Origin of the sequence: Ectopseudomonas chengduensis, assembly GCF_900102635.1 — a bacterium.
GTDB classification, from domain to species: Bacteria; Pseudomonadota; Gammaproteobacteria; order Pseudomonadales; family Pseudomonadaceae; genus Aquipseudomonas; species Aquipseudomonas chengduensis.
Window position 1 is genome coordinate 419934 of record NZ_FMZQ01000002.1, and the last position, 14698, is coordinate 434631.

The 14698-nt window shown below is 64.5% G+C and carries 13 protein-coding genes; 4 read left to right on the plus strand and 9 right to left on the minus strand.

Features of this window, described 5'->3' with window-relative positions:
* Positions 1–91: 91 nt before the first annotated feature.
* On the minus strand, positions 92–769 hold the full coding sequence (locus BLS08_RS06585; RefSeq protein ID WP_003462142.1) for a DUF4197 domain-containing protein: 678 nt from the start codon (positions 767–769) through the stop codon (positions 92–94).
* Between the two features lie 117 nt (positions 770–886).
* On the opposite strand from BLS08_RS06585, the gene BLS08_RS06590 reads away from it, so the two are divergent.
* Positions 887–1288 carry a hypothetical protein gene (locus BLS08_RS06590; RefSeq protein ID WP_021489855.1) on the plus strand — a complete coding sequence of 134 codons (402 nt, stop codon included), beginning with the start codon at positions 887–889 and terminating at the stop codon, positions 1286–1288.
* 234 nt (positions 1289–1522) lie between these two features.
* Here the strand turns inward: BLS08_RS06590 and BLS08_RS06595 are convergent, their stop codons facing one another.
* From BLS08_RS06595 to BLS08_RS06605, 3 genes are read right to left on the minus strand one after another with little or no spacing between them, the layout of a single operon-like run.
* Positions 1523–2923 (minus strand): efflux transporter outer membrane subunit, encoded by a 1401-nt coding sequence (locus BLS08_RS06595; protein ID WP_017674847.1) that lies wholly within the window; start codon positions 2921–2923, stop codon positions 1523–1525.
* Positions 2924–2927: 4 nt separating this feature from the next.
* Positions 2928–6062 (minus strand): multidrug efflux RND transporter permease subunit TMexD, encoded by a 3135-nt coding sequence (gene tmexD / locus BLS08_RS06600; protein ID WP_090336252.1) that lies wholly within the window; start codon positions 6060–6062, stop codon positions 2928–2930.
* A 15-nt stretch (positions 6063–6077) separates the two neighbouring features.
* Entirely contained in the window at positions 6078–7250 is a 1173-nt protein-coding gene (locus BLS08_RS06605) for an efflux RND transporter periplasmic adaptor subunit (RefSeq protein ID WP_017674845.1), read from the minus strand.
* A gap of 172 nt (positions 7251–7422) precedes the next feature.
* On the opposite strand from BLS08_RS06605, the gene BLS08_RS06610 reads away from it, so the two are divergent.
* Complete coding sequence (locus BLS08_RS06610) at positions 7423–7974, plus strand: TetR/AcrR family transcriptional regulator (protein WP_090336254.1); 552 nt, start codon at positions 7423–7425, stop codon at positions 7972–7974.
* A gap of 27 nt (positions 7975–8001) precedes the next feature.
* On the opposite strand, the gene BLS08_RS06615 is transcribed toward BLS08_RS06610, so the two are convergent.
* From BLS08_RS06615 to BLS08_RS06635, 5 genes are all read right to left on the minus strand, one after another.
* Positions 8002–8700, minus strand: coding sequence for an SDR family NAD(P)-dependent oxidoreductase (locus BLS08_RS06615; RefSeq protein ID WP_090336256.1), 699 nt, complete (start codon positions 8698–8700; stop codon positions 8002–8004).
* Positions 8697–9230 carry a DUF3833 domain-containing protein gene (locus BLS08_RS06620; protein ID WP_090336258.1) on the minus strand — a complete coding sequence of 178 codons (534 nt, stop codon included), beginning with the start codon at positions 9228–9230 and terminating at the stop codon, positions 8697–8699. Before BLS08_RS06620 ends, BLS08_RS06615 begins: the two co-directional genes overlap by 4 nt.
* Positions 9231–9238: 8 nt before the next feature.
* Positions 9239–9784, minus strand: a complete 546-nt coding sequence (locus BLS08_RS06625) for a chalcone isomerase family protein (protein WP_090336260.1) — start codon at positions 9782–9784, stop codon at positions 9239–9241.
* A 130-nt stretch (positions 9785–9914) separates the two neighbouring features.
* The gene (locus BLS08_RS06630; protein WP_090336261.1) at positions 9915–11693 is read right to left on the minus strand and encodes an acyl-CoA dehydrogenase C-terminal domain-containing protein; all 1779 of its coding nucleotides are present in this window, start codon (positions 11691–11693) and stop codon (positions 9915–9917) included.
* A gap of 279 nt (positions 11694–11972) precedes the next feature.
* Entirely contained in the window at positions 11973–12692 is a 720-nt protein-coding gene (locus tag BLS08_RS06635; RefSeq protein WP_244155366.1) for an MBL fold metallo-hydrolase, read from the minus strand.
* Between the two features lie 61 nt (positions 12693–12753).
* Between BLS08_RS06635 and tnpB the strand changes: the two genes are divergently transcribed.
* The gene (gene tnpB, locus BLS08_RS06640) at positions 12754–13113 is read left to right on the plus strand and encodes an IS66 family insertion sequence element accessory protein TnpB (protein ID WP_003458507.1); all 360 of its coding nucleotides are present in this window, start codon (positions 12754–12756) and stop codon (positions 13111–13113) included.
* 19 nt (positions 13114–13132) lie between these two features.
* Positions 13133–14653 carry an IS66 family transposase gene (gene tnpC / locus BLS08_RS06645; protein WP_124097827.1) on the plus strand — a complete coding sequence of 507 codons (1521 nt, stop codon included), beginning with the start codon at positions 13133–13135 and terminating at the stop codon, positions 14651–14653.
* Positions 14654–14698: the final 45 nt, after the last annotated feature.

Below are 14698 nucleotides of genomic sequence, written 5' to 3' on the forward strand. Positions count from 1 at the left end.
TTCGCTCTACCTCCTGCATCCATGCAGTCGTCGCCTGCGTTTTTCAACGGCCTGCTAGCATGGCGGCGGAGAACATCCGCCGCCAGGGGATTCAGAGCGCGCCGAACACCTTCTTCGCCAGGCTGGTAGCGGCACCGGCCGGGTTCTGGCGGATGCTGGCTTCCTGCTTGGCAATCATCTCGAACAGGCCATCGAGCGCCTGTTCGGTGACGTAGCTTTCCACCGTGCTGCTCTTGGCGTCGACCACGCCAAAACTGGCGGCCTGGCCGGCGAAGGCGTTGTACTGCTGGGCCAGACCGACCTGGTCGGTGGCCTGCTTGACGATGGGCAGGAACTTGGCGCGGATCTGCTCGCGGCTGCTCTTGTTCAGGTATTGGGTGGCCGAGTCCTGCGGGCCGCTGAGAATCGACTTGGCATCGGCCACGGTCATCTTCTTCACGGCGTCGACCAGCAGCGCCTGCGCCTGCGGCACGGCGGCCTCGGCGGCCTTGTTCATGCTCGCTTCGAGCTGATCGACCTGGGCGCCCATGCCCATCATCTTCATGGTCTTGGCGGCTTTGCCGAGTTTGCCGGGCAGCTCGATGCGCACGTCCGGGTTGTTGCTGAAGCCGCCGGGCGTGCCCAGTTGCTTGACGGCCACCTGGGCGCCCTGGATCAGCGCATCCTTGAGGCCGCCACTGGCATCCTGCTGGCTCAGGTCGGAGAGGGACAGGGCGAAGACGTTGGCCGAAAGCAGCAGGCCAGCGGCGAACGTGGTGAGGCGCAGCATGGTGTTCATCCTTGCATCGGGGGGAAATGCTGTGAGCTTAACGGAGTCTGCAGCGTAGGCAAGCCAAGCGATGGACGTGGATGGGCAGCGCGCATGGCTATGGCTATGATCAGGTCCATGAATTCACCATTGCCCCTGCGTACTCCCTGCCCACCGGGTGCCTGTGACTGCCAGCGCGACGAGCTGCTGGACAGGCCTGGCGCCGACACGCGTATCCTGCTGCTGACCCGCAGCGAGGAGCAGCGCCTGCTAGATCGCCTGGAAAACCTGCAGAGCCTGGAAGACCTCGAGCGCATGCAGCAACGCATGCTCGAGCAGTTGGGCATTCGCCTGCACATCGAGCCGGCCCATGGCGAGGTACGCAGCATGCGCGGCATCCACATGCATTTCGATGCCCATCCGGGGCTGTGCCGCAAGACGCGGCAGAGCATTCCGGCGGCGATCCGCCGGGCCATGGAAAAAAGGCCGGAAATCGCCTGGCGTCTGCTCGACGCCAACGACCTGCTGGGGGCTGGTTAGGTCGAATACGCCTCGATCGAAAACGACAAGGCCACGCATCAGCGTGGCCTTGTCGTTTGTGGCAGATGAACAGGCTAGCAGGCTGTTGAAAAACTACCTGCGTTGGCAATACTGCGTCAAAAACGGCCTCGTGCGCGAGTCCGATCAAAATGCTCATTTACAACTCGTAAACTGCGCTTTTTCGGCCGTTTTTTCCTTGTCTTGCCTGCCTCGTCTACGTTTTTCAACGGCCTGCTAGCGCTGCCAGCCGCCGCCCAGCGCCCTGAACAGATCGGCCAGCGCCAGTTGTCGATCAGTGCTGATCTGGATCAGTGTGGTCTGGTCATTGAAACTGCTGCGTTGAGCATCCAGGTAGCGCAGATGGTCATCCACACCGCCTCTGTAGCGAGCTTCAGCCAGGACTTCGGCCGCTCGGCTGGATTCGGCCAGGGCACGCCGCGCGGTTTCTTCGCGGCGCAGGGTGTCGGTGGCGGCGAGGGCGTCGGCGACTTCGCGGAAGGCGGTCTGGATGGTGCCTTCGTAGTCGGCCACGGCGGCGTCCTGACGCACTTCGGCGAGATCCAGGTTGGCGCGGTTGCGGCCGCCGGCGAAGATCGGCAGCGACAGCGTCGGGGCGAAGCTCCAGGCCCGTGAGCCGCCCTCGAACAGCCCGGACAGCTCGGTGCTGGAACTGCCCACCGACCCGGTCAGGGTGATGCGCGGGAAGAACGCCGCACGGGCCGCACCGATATCGGCATTGCGTGCCTTGAGGCGGTGCTCGCTGGCAAGAATGTCGGGGCGACGCTCGATCAGTTCCGAGCTGGTGCCGGGGGCGATGTCTTGCAGCACCATCAGCTCGTCGCGCGGGGTCGATGGCAAGAATTGCCCGGCGTCTGGCGTACCGAGCAGCAGTGCCAGGGCGTTGTCCGCCTGGCGCAGCTGGCGTTCGGTGCTTTCCCGCTCGGCCTTGGCCTGCTCGGCGAGGCCGACCGCTTCCTGATAATCCAGGGCGGTGGCGGCGCCGACTTCGCGGCGCCTGCTGACCAGCTCCAGCGAGGCCAGGCGGCTGTCCAGGGTCTGTTCCACCAGCGCCTTGCGCCGTAGCGCGCCATCGCGGGTCAGGTAGGCCTGGATCACTTCGGCAATCAGGCTGATCTGCGTGGCGCGGGTCGCTTCCTCGGTGGCCAGGTAGGTTTCCAGCGCTGATTCGGAGAGGTTGCGCACGCGGCCGAACAGGTCGACTTCGTACTCGGCCAGACCGAGGCCGACCTGATACACGCTGGTGACCTCCGAGCGGCCGGTCTGCGACTGGTCGGCCGGCAGGCGCTGGCGGTTGCCGCTGGCATTGGCATTGATCGATGGCAGACGGTCGGCGCGCTGGATGCGGTACTGCGCGCGCGCCGCCTCGATATCCAGCAGCGCCTGGCGCAGGCTGCGGTTGTTGTTCAGCGCGGTATCCACCGCGCGGCGCAGGTCCGCATCGACGATGAAGGTCTGCCAGTCCAGCGCTTGCGCGCGGGTACCATTGGCGTCGGCCACCTGCCATTCGGCTGCGACCGGCGCCTCTGGCCGCTCGTAGTGGGGCGCCAGGGAGCAGCCGCCGAGGGTGATGGCCAGGGTCAGCAGAGCGGGGCGCAGCATGAGGTGAGAGGTCATCGCGTTACTCCGCTTTGTGCAGGGGATGGTTGTCGGTTTGCTGAGGTTTGGTACGCAGCAGCGACAGCACCCAGACGAAGAAGATCGGCACGAAGATCACCCCGAGCATGGTCGCGCTGAGCATGCCGCCCAGTACGCCAGTACCCAGTGCGCGCTGGCTGGCGGCGCCAGCGCCGGTGGCGATGGCCAGCGGTACCACGCCGAGCATGAAGGCCATGGAGGTCATGATGATCGGGCGGAAACGCAGGCGTGCTGCTTCGATGGCGGCATCGCGCAGCGAGTAGCCGTCTTCCCACAGATCCTTGGCGAACTCGACGATGAGGATGGCGTTCTTCGCCGCCAGGCCGATCACGGTGATCAGGCCGACCTTGAAGTAGACGTCGTTGGGCAGGCCGATGGCGGTCACCGCCAGCACCGCGCCGAGGGCGCCGACCGGCACGATCAGCATCACGCTCAGCGGGATCGCCCAGCTCTCGTAGAGGGCTACCAGCAGCAGGAACACCACGGTGATGGCCAGGGCGAAGAGCATCACGGCCTGGCCGCTGGCGACCCGCTCCTGATACGACAGGCCGGTCCACTCGTAGCCGATGCCTTCCGGCAGTTCGGCGGCGATGCGCTCCAGTTCGGCCATGGCCTCGCCGGTGCTCACCCCGGGGGCGGCGTCGCCGGCGATGCGGATCGATGGATAGCCGTTGTAGCGGGCGATCTGCACCGGGCCTTCTTCCCACTGGGTAGTGACGAAGGCGCTCAGCGGCACCAGACCGCCGCTGTCGTTGGGCACGTGCAGCCGGAGCACGCTTTCCGGGGTCATCCGTTCGGCCTGCTCGGCCTGCACCACCACGCGCTGCTGGCGACCGGCGTTGGCGAAGTCGTTGATCACCGCGGAGCCGAAGGCGGTAGACAGTGCGCTGCTCACCGACTCGAAGTTCACGCCGAGGGTACGCGCCTTTTCGCGGTCGATGACCAGACGCAACTGCGGCGCCTCGGCCAGGCCTTCCATCATGGCGTAGAGGAACTTCGGGTTGCCGTTGACCTTGCCCAGCACCTCGTCGCGCGCGGCGAGCAGGACGTCGCGGCCGAGACCGGCACGGTCCTGCAGGCGCAGGGCGAAGCCGCCAGAGTTGCCCAGGCCTTCGATCGGCGGTGGCGGCACGGCCATCATGGCGCCGTCGTCGAGGTTGGCGAAGTGCTGGTTGACCGCTGCCGATTCGGCCTCCGGTGATTGTGTGGCGTCACGCTCCGACCAGTCCTTGAGTAGCGGGAAGGCGATGGCGGCGTTCTCGCCCATGCCGGAGAAGCTGAAGCCGAGCACCAGAAAGGAGGTCTCGATGGCGTCGCGGCCCATCAGGAATTCTTCCAGTTCCTCGCCGGCTGCCGAGGTGCGCTCACGGGTGGCGCCCGGTGGCAGCTGGATGTCGACGATCATGTAGCCCTGGTCTTCGACCGGCACGAAGGATTCCGGCAGGCGCAGGTAGAAGAAGCCCATCAGCACCACGATGCCCAGGTAGATGAACATGACGCGGCCCGCGCGTGGCACCAGTTTGCCGTTGAGCGCGGTATAGCGCCCGGTCAGGCGAGTGAACAGGCGATTGAAGGCGCCGAAGAAGCCGCTCTTCTCGTGATGCCCCTGTGGGATGGGCTTGAGAATCGTCGCGCACAGCGCCGGGGTGAAGGTCAGCGCCAGGAAGCCGGAGAACAGGATCGACACCGCCAGCGACAGCGAGAACTGCTGGTAGATGACGCCGACCGAGCCGGACATGAAGGCCAGCGGCAGGAACACCGCCGACAGCACCAGGGTGATGCCGATGATCGCCCCGGACACCTGGCCCATCGCCTTGATGGTCGCCGGCACCGGCGCCAGGCCTTCCTCGGCCATGATCCGCTCGACGTTCTCCACCACCACGATGGCATCGTCGACCAGGATGCCGATGGCCAGCACCATGCCGAACATGGTCATCATGTTCACCGAGAAGCCCAGCAGGTACATGAAGGTCAGGGTGCCGAGCAGGCACACCGGCACCACGATGGACGGGATCAGGGTGTAGCGCACGTTCTGCAGGAACAGGAACATCACCAGGAACACCAGCACCATGGCCTCGACCAGGGTCATGATGACCTTGTCGATGGCCACGTCGACGAAGCGCGAGGTGTCGTAGGGCACCGAGAACTCGACGTTGTCCGGGAAGTTCACCGACAACTCGGTCAGGCGCTGTTTCACCGCCTCGGCGGTCTGGATGGCGTTGGCACCGGGCGACAGCTGCACGGCGGCGGCGACGGCGGGCTTGCCGTCCTGGCGCGAACCGAAGTTGTAGTCCTGGCTGCCGACCTCGATGCGCGCCACGTCGCCCAGGGTCAGGCGCGAGCCGTCCTGGTTGGCGCGCAGCACGATGGCGGCGAATTCATCCGGGTTGTCCAGGGTGCCCTTGACCGCCAGTGTCGCGGTCAGTTGCTGCTCGCTGGAGCCTGGCGTGCTGCCGAAGGCGCCGGCCGGCACCTGCACGTTCTGCGCGCGGATGGCGTTGTTCACGTCGTCGATCGACAGGCCATAGCCGACCAGCTTCTGTGGGTCTATCCACACCCGCATGGCGGCTTCGGAGGCGAAGAACTGCAGCTTGCCGACGCCAGGGACGCGACGGATTTCGTTGTTGATGTTGCGCGCGGCGTAGTCGGCCAGCGCCGTGGTGTTGTCGTTCTTGCCGCCATCCTTGTAGCTCAGCGCGTAGATCATCAGGAAGCCCGCCGTGGCCTGCTCGGTCTGGATACCGAGAGTGAGCACGGCCTGCGGCATGCGTGCCTCGGCTTTCTTCAGGCGGTTCTGCACGTCGACCTGAGCCAGCTCGGGGTCGGTGCCCGGCTGGAAAGTGACGGTGATCTCGGCGATGCCGTTGGCGTTGCTGGTGGACTCGAAGTACAGCAGGTTCTTCGCGCCGTTGAGCTCTTCCTCGATGACGCTGGTCACCGAGTCGGTCAGCACCTGCGCCGAGGCGCCGGGATAGGTGGCGGTCACGGTGATCTGCGGCGGCGCCACGTTGGGGTACTGCGCCACCGGCAGGAACGGGATGGCCAGCAGGCCGGCCAGCGAGATGAACAGGGCGACCACCCAGGCGAAATTGGGGCGCCGTATGAAAAACAGGGACATGAGCTTCTCTCCGGCTTACTGCGCCTGGGATTGTGGAGCGTGCGCGTCGGCTGCCGCGGCAGCTTCCTCGCGCGGCACGACCTTGGCGCCGGGCTTGATGGCAGCCAGCGAGCTGGTGATCACCTTGTCGCCGGCCTCAAGGCCTTCGGCGATCAGCCAGCGTGAGCCGTGCATGGCGCCGGTGGTGACCTGGCGAACCTCGACAGTGTCGTCTTCGCCCAGCAGCATCACGCTGGCCTGGCCGTCGGCAGCACGCTGCACGGCGCGCTGCGGCACCAGGATGGCGTTCTGGTTCAGCCCCTGCGGCGTCAGCACGCGCACGTACATGCCGGGCAGCAGCACGCCTTGCGGGTTGTCGAAGCGGCCGCGCAGGGCGATCTGGCCGGTGCTGCGATCCACCGAGATATCGGTGAACAGCAGGGTGCCTTTGCTCTCGATATCGGTGCCATCGACGCGCAGCGACAAGGGCTGATCGGCTGCACCGGCAACCTTGCCATCGGCGATGGCGGCGCGCAGACGCAGGGCATCGGCGGCCGGCTGGGTGAAGTCGGCGTAGACCGGGTCGAGCTGCTGAATGCGGGCGAGCAGGGTGGCTTCACCCTGGCCGACCAGTGCGCCTTCGGTCACCTGGGCGCGGCCAATGCGCCCGGCAATGGGCGCGCGCACTTCGGCGTAACCCAGGTCCAGGCGCGCGGTTTCCACGCTGGCTTGGGCCGAGCGCTTGTCGGCCTGGGCGCTTTGCAGGGCAGCCTTGGCCACATCGAAGTCCTGCTTGCTGACCGCATCGATCTTCACCAGTGGCTCGTAGCGCTTGACCGTGGCCTGCGCCTGGAACAGCTGCGCCTCGGCCCGGGCCAGTTCGCCCTGGGCACGGGACAGGGCGGCCTTGAACGGTGCTGGGTCGATCTGGAACAGCAGGTCGCCGGCCTTGACGTCGGCGCCTTCCTCGAAGGTGCGTTTGAGCACGATGCCGGCGACCCGGGCACGTACTTCGGCCACCCGCACCGGCTCGATACGGCCTGGCAGTTCGGCGATCACGGTGAACGGCTCGGTCTTGACGGTCAGCACGTCGACCTCGCGCGGTGGCGCCTCACCCCATCCTTGCTCGCCTTTATCGCAGCCGGCCAGGCCGATTGCCGCCAGTAGAGCGACCACTGAAAAAACGTAACGTCCGCGAATTGTGCTCATGCCTGTCACCTGGAGTGAGATCCATTTTCCTTGAAAGGCGCGAATGATCATGCTTTGGCTAAAATGAGTCAATATTGACTCATATGGATCTTCTGTGAGCAAAATTGTAAGTCCCCGTTGAGTCTGGGGACTTTTTCTGCACAATGCGCGCTGCTCAAGCGGAGGGCCTTCGATGTCCAATGATGAAAAACTGCTCAAGGCCCTGGCTGTTGCCATCGTCGATCGCCCGCGGGCGACGCTGAAAGATCTGGCCGAAGCCGCGGGTGTCAGCAAGGCCACCTTGCATCGTTTCTGTGGCACGCGTGACAGCCTGGTCGAGCGCCTGATGAATCACAGTCAGGCAGCGCTCAATCAGGTGATCGAGGACGCCGACCTGCAGGTCGCCGATGTGGCGCAGGCATTGCGCAACCTGATCGAGAATCACCTCAGGCACCGCGAGTTGCTGGTGTTCATGATCTTCCAGTACCGCCCGGACAGCCTCGACCCGAACAAGGACGGGGCGCGCTGGATCGCCTACACCGATGCATTGGACAGCTTCTTCCTGCGTGGCCAGCAGGAGGGCTACTTTCGCATCGACATTACCGCCGAGCTGCTGACCGAACTGTTCGTGTCGCTGATCTATGGCATGGTCGATGCCGAGCGCCGTGGCCGCGCCGCCAGTGCGCGTTCGCTGGCGGTGCTGGAGCAGTTCTTTCTCAAGGGCGCCGGCCAGCCGCGCGCCTGATGGCCAAGCCGCGTTGCCTGGCTGCTGTCACCAGGGCAAGGCCTGGCCGTCGTAGGCGTGGAAGCTGCCGCTGTGCTCGGGCCCCAGCGTATCGATCACCCGCAGCATTTCAGCGGCGGCTAAATCGGCCGGACGCGCAGCGCTGGCACCGCGAAAGGGTTGCGACAGGGGAGAGATGACCGTGCCGGGATGCAGGCTGAGCAGCCGTGCCTTGGGCTTGCTGCGTGCCAGCTCGATGGCGGCGGTCTTGATCAGCATGTTCAGCGCCGCCTTGGACGCCCGGTAGGCGTACCAACCACCGAGGCGGTTGTCGCCGATGCTGCCGACCTTGGCCGACAGCATGGCCATGGCGCCCTGTTTGTCGAGCAGAGGCAGGAAGTGGTGCAGCACCAGAGCCGGCCCCAGCGCATTGACCTGAAATACGGCCTGCAAGGCATCTGCCTCGATGGCGGCCAGGCTTTTTTCTGGCGTGATGCCCGGGCGATGTAGCAGCCCGGCCGTGTGCAGGATCAACTGATACGGCCCTTCGTCCGCCAAGGCTGCTGCGGCTTCGGCGATGCTGGCGGGAGCTTCGAGATCGAGCGCCGGTGAGCTGCTACGGCTCAGCTCACGTACGCTGGCGCAGTTGGGGTCTGTGCGCAGCAACTGGCAGAAGGCCTGGCCGATGGTGCCGCTGGCGCCAATCACCAGCGCCTTGTAGCCATTGCCCAGGCTGTGCAGGGTCATGGCTGAGCGGCGCCACGGCGGAAGAACAGCGTGACCTGGCCGAGTTCGATACCGAACTTGCTCATGACCGAGCGGTTGATCAGGGTGTCGTCGTCCATCAGGTACATCCAGTCGTCGAAGTAGACGACATAGGTGCTGTCACCCACCGGCAGGTTGAGGTGGTAACGCCAGCGCAGGGCGTTACCGGCCACGTCGCCTATGGCTTCGCCGACCACGTCGTCAGCGGTGCCGATCCAGCGTCCCGTAACGTCGGGCGTCAGGGTCCAGACCCGGCGCTGGCGGGTGCCGTCGCTGTACAGGAAGCGCTCGTCGAGGATCAGCTTGTCGCCCTCGCGGCGGCTCTGGATATCGACATGAAAGCGCTTGATCACTTCGCCGGAGCGATCCTGGAACATGCCCCATGCCTGCACCGGCCCGGAGAAGTAGGTGGGCAGGTCCAGCACGGGTTTCTCGTTGGCGTAACGTTCGACCGGGACCTGGCCGCAGCTGATCAGCAGCAGGCTGCTCAGTACAATCAATAGGGCTTTCATGCGATACCTCAGGGGTTGAGACCGAGCAATGCCGCGCGCAGCTTCGGACTGCGGGTCTGCGGATCGAGCCAGATGGAGAAGAAGGCGCGGGCGAACTCTTGATCGTCGATGACGTGCTGCAGTTTGCCGTCGACATAGAAGCGACAGCCCTCGCCGGGCAGGAATACGCCGGTGATGCGCGTGCCATCCTTCACGTCGACGAACGCCCGGCTCATCTGCTGCGTCCACTCGGCCTGCTGTTCGCGGTCGAGGGGTTGGCCGTTGATCCGGCGTATTTCGTCGAGGCTGGTATCGACCAGGGTTTCCCGGCTGATGGTGCGTCGGTAGGTCAGCTCCAGAGCGAAGGGCTGGGAGAAATCCACCTGCTGCACCGGGCTCCATAGCTTGGCGTTGTAGACCGAGAAACCGAACCAGCTGAAATCACCGCTGCCGACCAGGTTGGCCTGAGGCAATTGCTCACGCCAACCAGCCTGGCTATTGGCGTGTGCCACGCTGCAGGCGAGCATCAGCGTCAGCAGCAGGGTCGAACAGAGACGCGACGTCCGGGTGGCCATGATCCCTCCTTGCACAGTGGGTATTCACTGCGGCCAGACACTGGCCGCGAGTACTTAATAAAAAAATCCGACAACCAAAAAGGGGAGAGGTGGGTTGTCGGATTGCGCAGCTTGTCAGTGCCGTCTGCAATCAGGCGGCGAACTCCTCGTCGGTGAAGGCCATCAGCGTCGCCTTGCCTGCCTTGATCTCGCTGAGCAGAGCGTCGGTTTCTGGCAGGATGCGGGCCATGAAGAAATCGGCGGACTTGATCTTGGCCGCATAGAAATGGGTTTCCGAACTGCCGGCATCGAGTTTGCGCTGGGCCAACTGGGCTTGTTGCGACCACAACCAGGCCAGGCTGGTCAGGCCGAACAGGCGCAGATAGGGCGTCGCCGCTGCAGCCGCCTGCTCCGGGTCCTTGCTACCCTCGCTGGCCAGCCACAGGGTGGCCTGCTGCAGTTGCTTCAATGCCTGGGTCACTGCAGTGGCATGCGGGGCATCGGCATTGTTCTTGAGCCAGCCTTCGACCAGAGCGAAATAGGCGCGTACGGCGCGACCGCCTCCGAGTGCGAGCTTGCGGCCCACCAGATCCAGCGCCTGGATGCCGTTGGTGCCTTCGTAGATGCGGGTGATGCGGCTGTCGCGCACCAGTTGTTCGATCCCCCAGTCTTCGGTGAAGCCCGAGCCGCCAAGCACCTGCAGGCCTTCGTTGGCGCAGGTGAAGCCTTCATCGGTGAGGAAGGCCTTCACCACCGGTGTGAGCAATTGCACCAGATCGTCGGCGCGGCTGCGCGTTTCGGCATCTTCGGCGCCGTGGGCGATGTCCTGCTGCAGGCCGGCGAAGTAGGCGAGGGCGCGGCAACCTTCGATCATCACCTTCTGCCGCAGCAGCATGCGCCGTACATCCGGGTGCACCATGATCGGGTCGGCCGGTTTGTCGGCGGCCTTCGGCCCGGAGATGGAGCGGCTCTGCAGGCGTTCGCGAGCGAAGCCCAGGGCGATCTGGTAGGCGCTTTCGGCCACACCCAGGCCCTGCATGCCGACCATCAGACGCGCCGAGTTCATCATGGTGAACATGCAGCTCAGGCCCTTGTTCGGCTCGCCGATCAGCCAGCCCTTGGCGCCTTCGAAATTCATCACGCAGGTGGCCGAGCCCTTGATGCCCATCTTGTGCTCGAGGCCGCCACAGAAGGCCGAGTTGCGGCTGCCGTCCTCCAGTACCTTGGGCACCAGGAACAGGGAGATACCTTTGACGCTGTCCGGTGCGTCCGGCAGCTTGGCCAGCACCAGGTGGACGATGTTGTCGACCAGATCGTGCTCACCGCCGGTGATCCAGATCTTGGTGCCGGTGATGGCGTAGCTGCCGTCGGCCTGCGGCACGGCGCGGGTGCGGATCAGGCCGAGATCGGTACCGCATTGCGGTTCGGTCAGGCACATGGTGCCGGTCCACTCGCCGCTGATCAGGCGCGGCAGGTAGGTCTCCTGCTGTTCGGGCGTGCCGTGACTGGTCAGGGCGTTGATGGCGCCGTGGGTCAGGCCGGGGTACATGCCGAGCGACAGGTTGGCCGAGCAGGTCATCTCCTCCACCAGCATGTTCAGTACATGGGGCAGGCCCTGGCCGCCGAACCGAGGCGTGCAGGCCAGCGCTGTCCAGCCGCCTTCGGCGAACTGCTGATAGGCAGCCTTGAAACCGTCGGGGGTGCGCACGCTGCAGGTCTGCGGGTCGTACTGGCAACCCTGTTTGTCACCGGGCCCATTGAGGGGGGCGAGTACGTTCTCGGCCAGCTTGGCCGCTTCTTCGAGAATTGCGCCGCCGAGGTCGGCAGTTAACTCACGCTGTTCGGGCAGCGTTTGCAGCAGGGTATAGGCGTCGAGCAATTCTTCGAACACAAAGCGCATGTCACGCAGCGGAGCACGGTAGGACGGCATGTCGATTTACCCAAAGCTGTACAATATTTATTTATGTACAGTTTTTGTATAGCCGTTTGCCCTTCTTTGCAAGCCCTTTCGTGCACGTTCGTGCAGTGGCTGCCGAGTCACGCCGGCGCTTGTGCAGGCTGTACAGGTTTTGCCGGCCCTGAAACGGCAACGCCCGACAGGTCAGAGACGCTGTCGGGCATATGCATCACGGGTGCGAACATCAGGGCAGGGGGTGGCCCTGATGTTCGACAAGGGCGCTAACGTGGCTGCGTGAGGCAGCGCAAAGCTTCAAGGCCACTGCATCTCGCCCTTGAGTACCTTGGCGCTCAGCTCCAGGCTGCTGTCATCCTGCAGCCCAGGAAAGCGTGCCTTCATCGCCGTGATCAGCGCCTGGGCATCCTTGGCTTTCGGCAGTTCCTGCTCCAGAGCCAGCAGGTAGTCGCGGGTGAAGCGCAGGTCGGCCAGATCCATCGCCGGCTCGCCCAGGTAGTGGCCTGGCACCAGGATGGCCGGTTGCAGGGCTTCGAGTTCATCCAGCGACTTGAGCCAGCGTTGCCGGGCCTCGACGCTCTGCGCGTCAGCCACCCAGAGGTGGATGTTGGCGCTGGTCAGCACGCCGCCGACCACGGCCTTGATGCCGGGAATCCACAAGCTGGTGTGCTGCGGGTCATGCCCGACCACCTCGATGCGCTGGCCTTCCAGCTGCAGCTGATTGCCCTGCAGGGCTTCGGGTACAACGGTGCGGGAAGGCGCGCTGTCCTTGAGAATCGGCCCCCAGTAAGCCAGCTTGGGCGCGCGGGTCTTCTCGATATAGGCGACGGTGGCCGGCGTGGCCAGCACCTTGGCTTCGGGGTAGGCGCGGGTCAGAACGTCGAGGCCGAAGTAGAAGTCCGGGTCGCCATGGCTGATGAAGATGGTGGTCAGGCGCTTGCCGCTGGCGCGGATACGTTCGACCAGTTCCTGCGCCTCATCGTTGGAGAACTGCGGTATGCGCTCCATAGACCCCATCTTCAACTGACCTCTCCGTATCCCGGATGCTGGGCTCCCTATTTTCCCGTGGAGTTCCGTCATGATGCGTCCCGACGCCAAAGTGCAGAAGGTCTATCTCTACCCAAAGCCCGTCGACTTCCGCAAATCCATCAATGGACTGGCCGCGCTGGTCGAGCTGGACATCAAGGTGGAGGTGTTCAACCCGGTGCTGTTCGTGTTCCTCAATCGCACCCGCAGTCAGGTCAAGATTCTCTACTGGGAGCGCAATGGCTTCTGCCTGTGGCTCAAGCGACTGGAAGCTGAGCGTTTCAAGACCAAACCCGATGCGGGTGACGAAGCCATCGAACTGACGGTCGACGAGCTGAACTGGCTGCTCGACGGTATCGACCTGTGGCGTAACCGTCCGCATCAGGTTCTGACGCCGCGTTACGTGGCCTGAGCCGGTATAATCCGGCGCCATGAAATTTGGCGCCGACAACCTTCCCGACGATCCCGTCCTGCTCAAGCAGATGCTGCTGTTGGCTCAGGGAAAGGTGGCGCAACTCCAGGAACAAGTCGCCTTGCTGCGCCACAAGCTGTTCTCGCCCAAGTCCGAGCGCAGCCCTGAAGATGCCGACTCGCCGCAGTTGGCCATGTTCAACGAGGTCGAAGAGCTGATCGAAGCGCCGGCCGCCGAGCCAGTCGAAGCCGAAGAAGTCGTTGCGCCGGTCAAGCGCCGTGGCAAACGCAAGCCGCTGCCGGCCAACCTGCCGCGTATGGAGGTCATCCATGAGCTGCCCGAGCATGAGCTGACCTGCGCCTGCGGTGCCTGCAAGCAGGTGATCGGCGAGGAGACCAGCGAGCAGCTGGAGATCATCCCGATGCAGGTGCGGGTCATCCGCCACATCCGCAAGACCTATGCCTGCAAGGCCTGTGAAACCGCGCCGGTCACCGCCGACAAGCCGGCACAACTGATCGAGAAGAGCCTGGCCAGCCCCAGCGTGCTGGCGATGCTGCTGACCACCAAGTACGCCGACGGCATCCCGCTGTACCGCTTCGAAAAGATGCTCAGCCGCCACGGCGTCGACATCCCACGCCAGACCCTGGCGCGTTGGGTGATCCAAAGTGGCGAGCAACTGCAACCGCTGCTCAACCTGATGCGCGACAAACTGTTCGAATACCCCGTGCTGCACTGCGACGAAACGCGCTTACAGGTGCTGCATGAACCGGGGCGCGACCCCTCGGCACAATCCTGGATGTGGGTGCAAAGCGGTGGGCCGCCGGACAAGCCGGTGATCCTTTTCGACTACACAGCCAGCCGCGCGCAGGAGGTGCCGCTACGCCTGCTCGATGGCTACCGCGGCTACCTGATGACCGACGACTACGCCGGCTACAACGCCGTGGCTGCACGCGACGGCATCGAACGCCTGGGCTGCTGGGCGCATGCGCGACGCAAGTTCGTCGAAGCCCAAAAGGTGCAGCCCAAGGGCAAGACTGGGCGTGCCGACGTGGCGCTGAGCCTGATCAACAAGCTCTACAGCATCGAGCGTGACCTGAAGGACGCTGACCATAACGAACGCCTCGACGTCCGCCAGCAACGCAGCCAGCCCCTGATCGACCAACTCAAGGCCTGGCTGGACAAAACCCAGCCGCAGGTCGCTGGGCAGACGGCCCTGGGCAAGGCGGTGAACTACTTGGCCAGAAACTGGAGCAGGCTGGTGCGCTACATCGAAGGCGGGCATCTACCGATCGACAACAACCGCGCCGAGAACGCCATCCGTCCCTTCGTCATCGGCCGCAAGAACTGGCTGTTCAGCGACACGCCCAAGGGTGCCACGGCCAGCGCGCAGATCTACAGCCTGATCGAAACTGCCAAAGCCAACGGGCAAGAGCCTTACGCCTGGTTGCGCCACATCCTTGAACGCCTGCCGACCGCCAGTAGCGTCGAGGATTACGAAGCGCTGCTGCCGTGGAGTTGCTCGCCAGCGAGCGCATCCTGACAGACCCGCCACATCAGCAGTAGGTGGGGTTTATGGAGCAGTTAC

Bases quoted from the DNA above. Each gene is read 5' to 3' on its own strand.
- BLS08_RS06585 (WP_003462142.1), bottom strand. From the start codon at position 769: ATGCTGCGCCTCACCACGTTCGCCGCTGGCCTGCTGCTTTCGGCCAAC.
- BLS08_RS06590 (WP_021489855.1), top strand. From the start codon at position 887: ATGAATTCACCATTGCCCCTGCGTACTCCCTGCCCACCGGGTGCCTGT.
- BLS08_RS06595 (WP_017674847.1), bottom strand. From the start codon at position 2,923: ATGACCTCTCACCTCATGCTGCGCCCCGCTCTGCTGACCCTGGCCATC.
- tmexD (WP_090336252.1), bottom strand. From the start codon at position 6,062: ATGTCCCTGTTTTTCATACGGCGCCCCAATTTCGCCTGGGTGGTCGCC.
- BLS08_RS06605 (WP_017674845.1), bottom strand. From the start codon at position 7,250: ATGAGCACAATTCGCGGACGTTACGTTTTTTCAGTGGTCGCTCTACTG.
- BLS08_RS06610 (WP_090336254.1), top strand. From the start codon at position 7,423: ATGTCCAATGATGAAAAACTGCTCAAGGCCCTGGCTGTTGCCATCGTC.
- BLS08_RS06615 (WP_090336256.1), bottom strand. From the start codon at position 8,700: ATGACCCTGCACAGCCTGGGCAATGGCTACAAGGCGCTGGTGATTGGC.
- BLS08_RS06620 (WP_090336258.1), bottom strand. From the start codon at position 9,230: ATGAAAGCCCTATTGATTGTACTGAGCAGCCTGCTGCTGATCAGCTGC.
- BLS08_RS06625 (WP_090336260.1), bottom strand. From the start codon at position 9,784: ATGGCCACCCGGACGTCGCGTCTCTGTTCGACCCTGCTGCTGACGCTG.
- BLS08_RS06630 (WP_090336261.1), bottom strand. From the start codon at position 11,693: ATGCCGTCCTACCGTGCTCCGCTGCGTGACATGCGCTTTGTGTTCGAA.
- BLS08_RS06635 (WP_244155366.1), bottom strand. From the start codon at position 12,692: ATGGGGTCTATGGAGCGCATACCGCAGTTCTCCAACGATGAGGCGCAG.
- tnpB (WP_003458507.1), top strand. From the start codon at position 12,754: ATGATGCGTCCCGACGCCAAAGTGCAGAAGGTCTATCTCTACCCAAAG.
- tnpC (WP_124097827.1), top strand. From the start codon at position 13,133: ATGAAATTTGGCGCCGACAACCTTCCCGACGATCCCGTCCTGCTCAAG.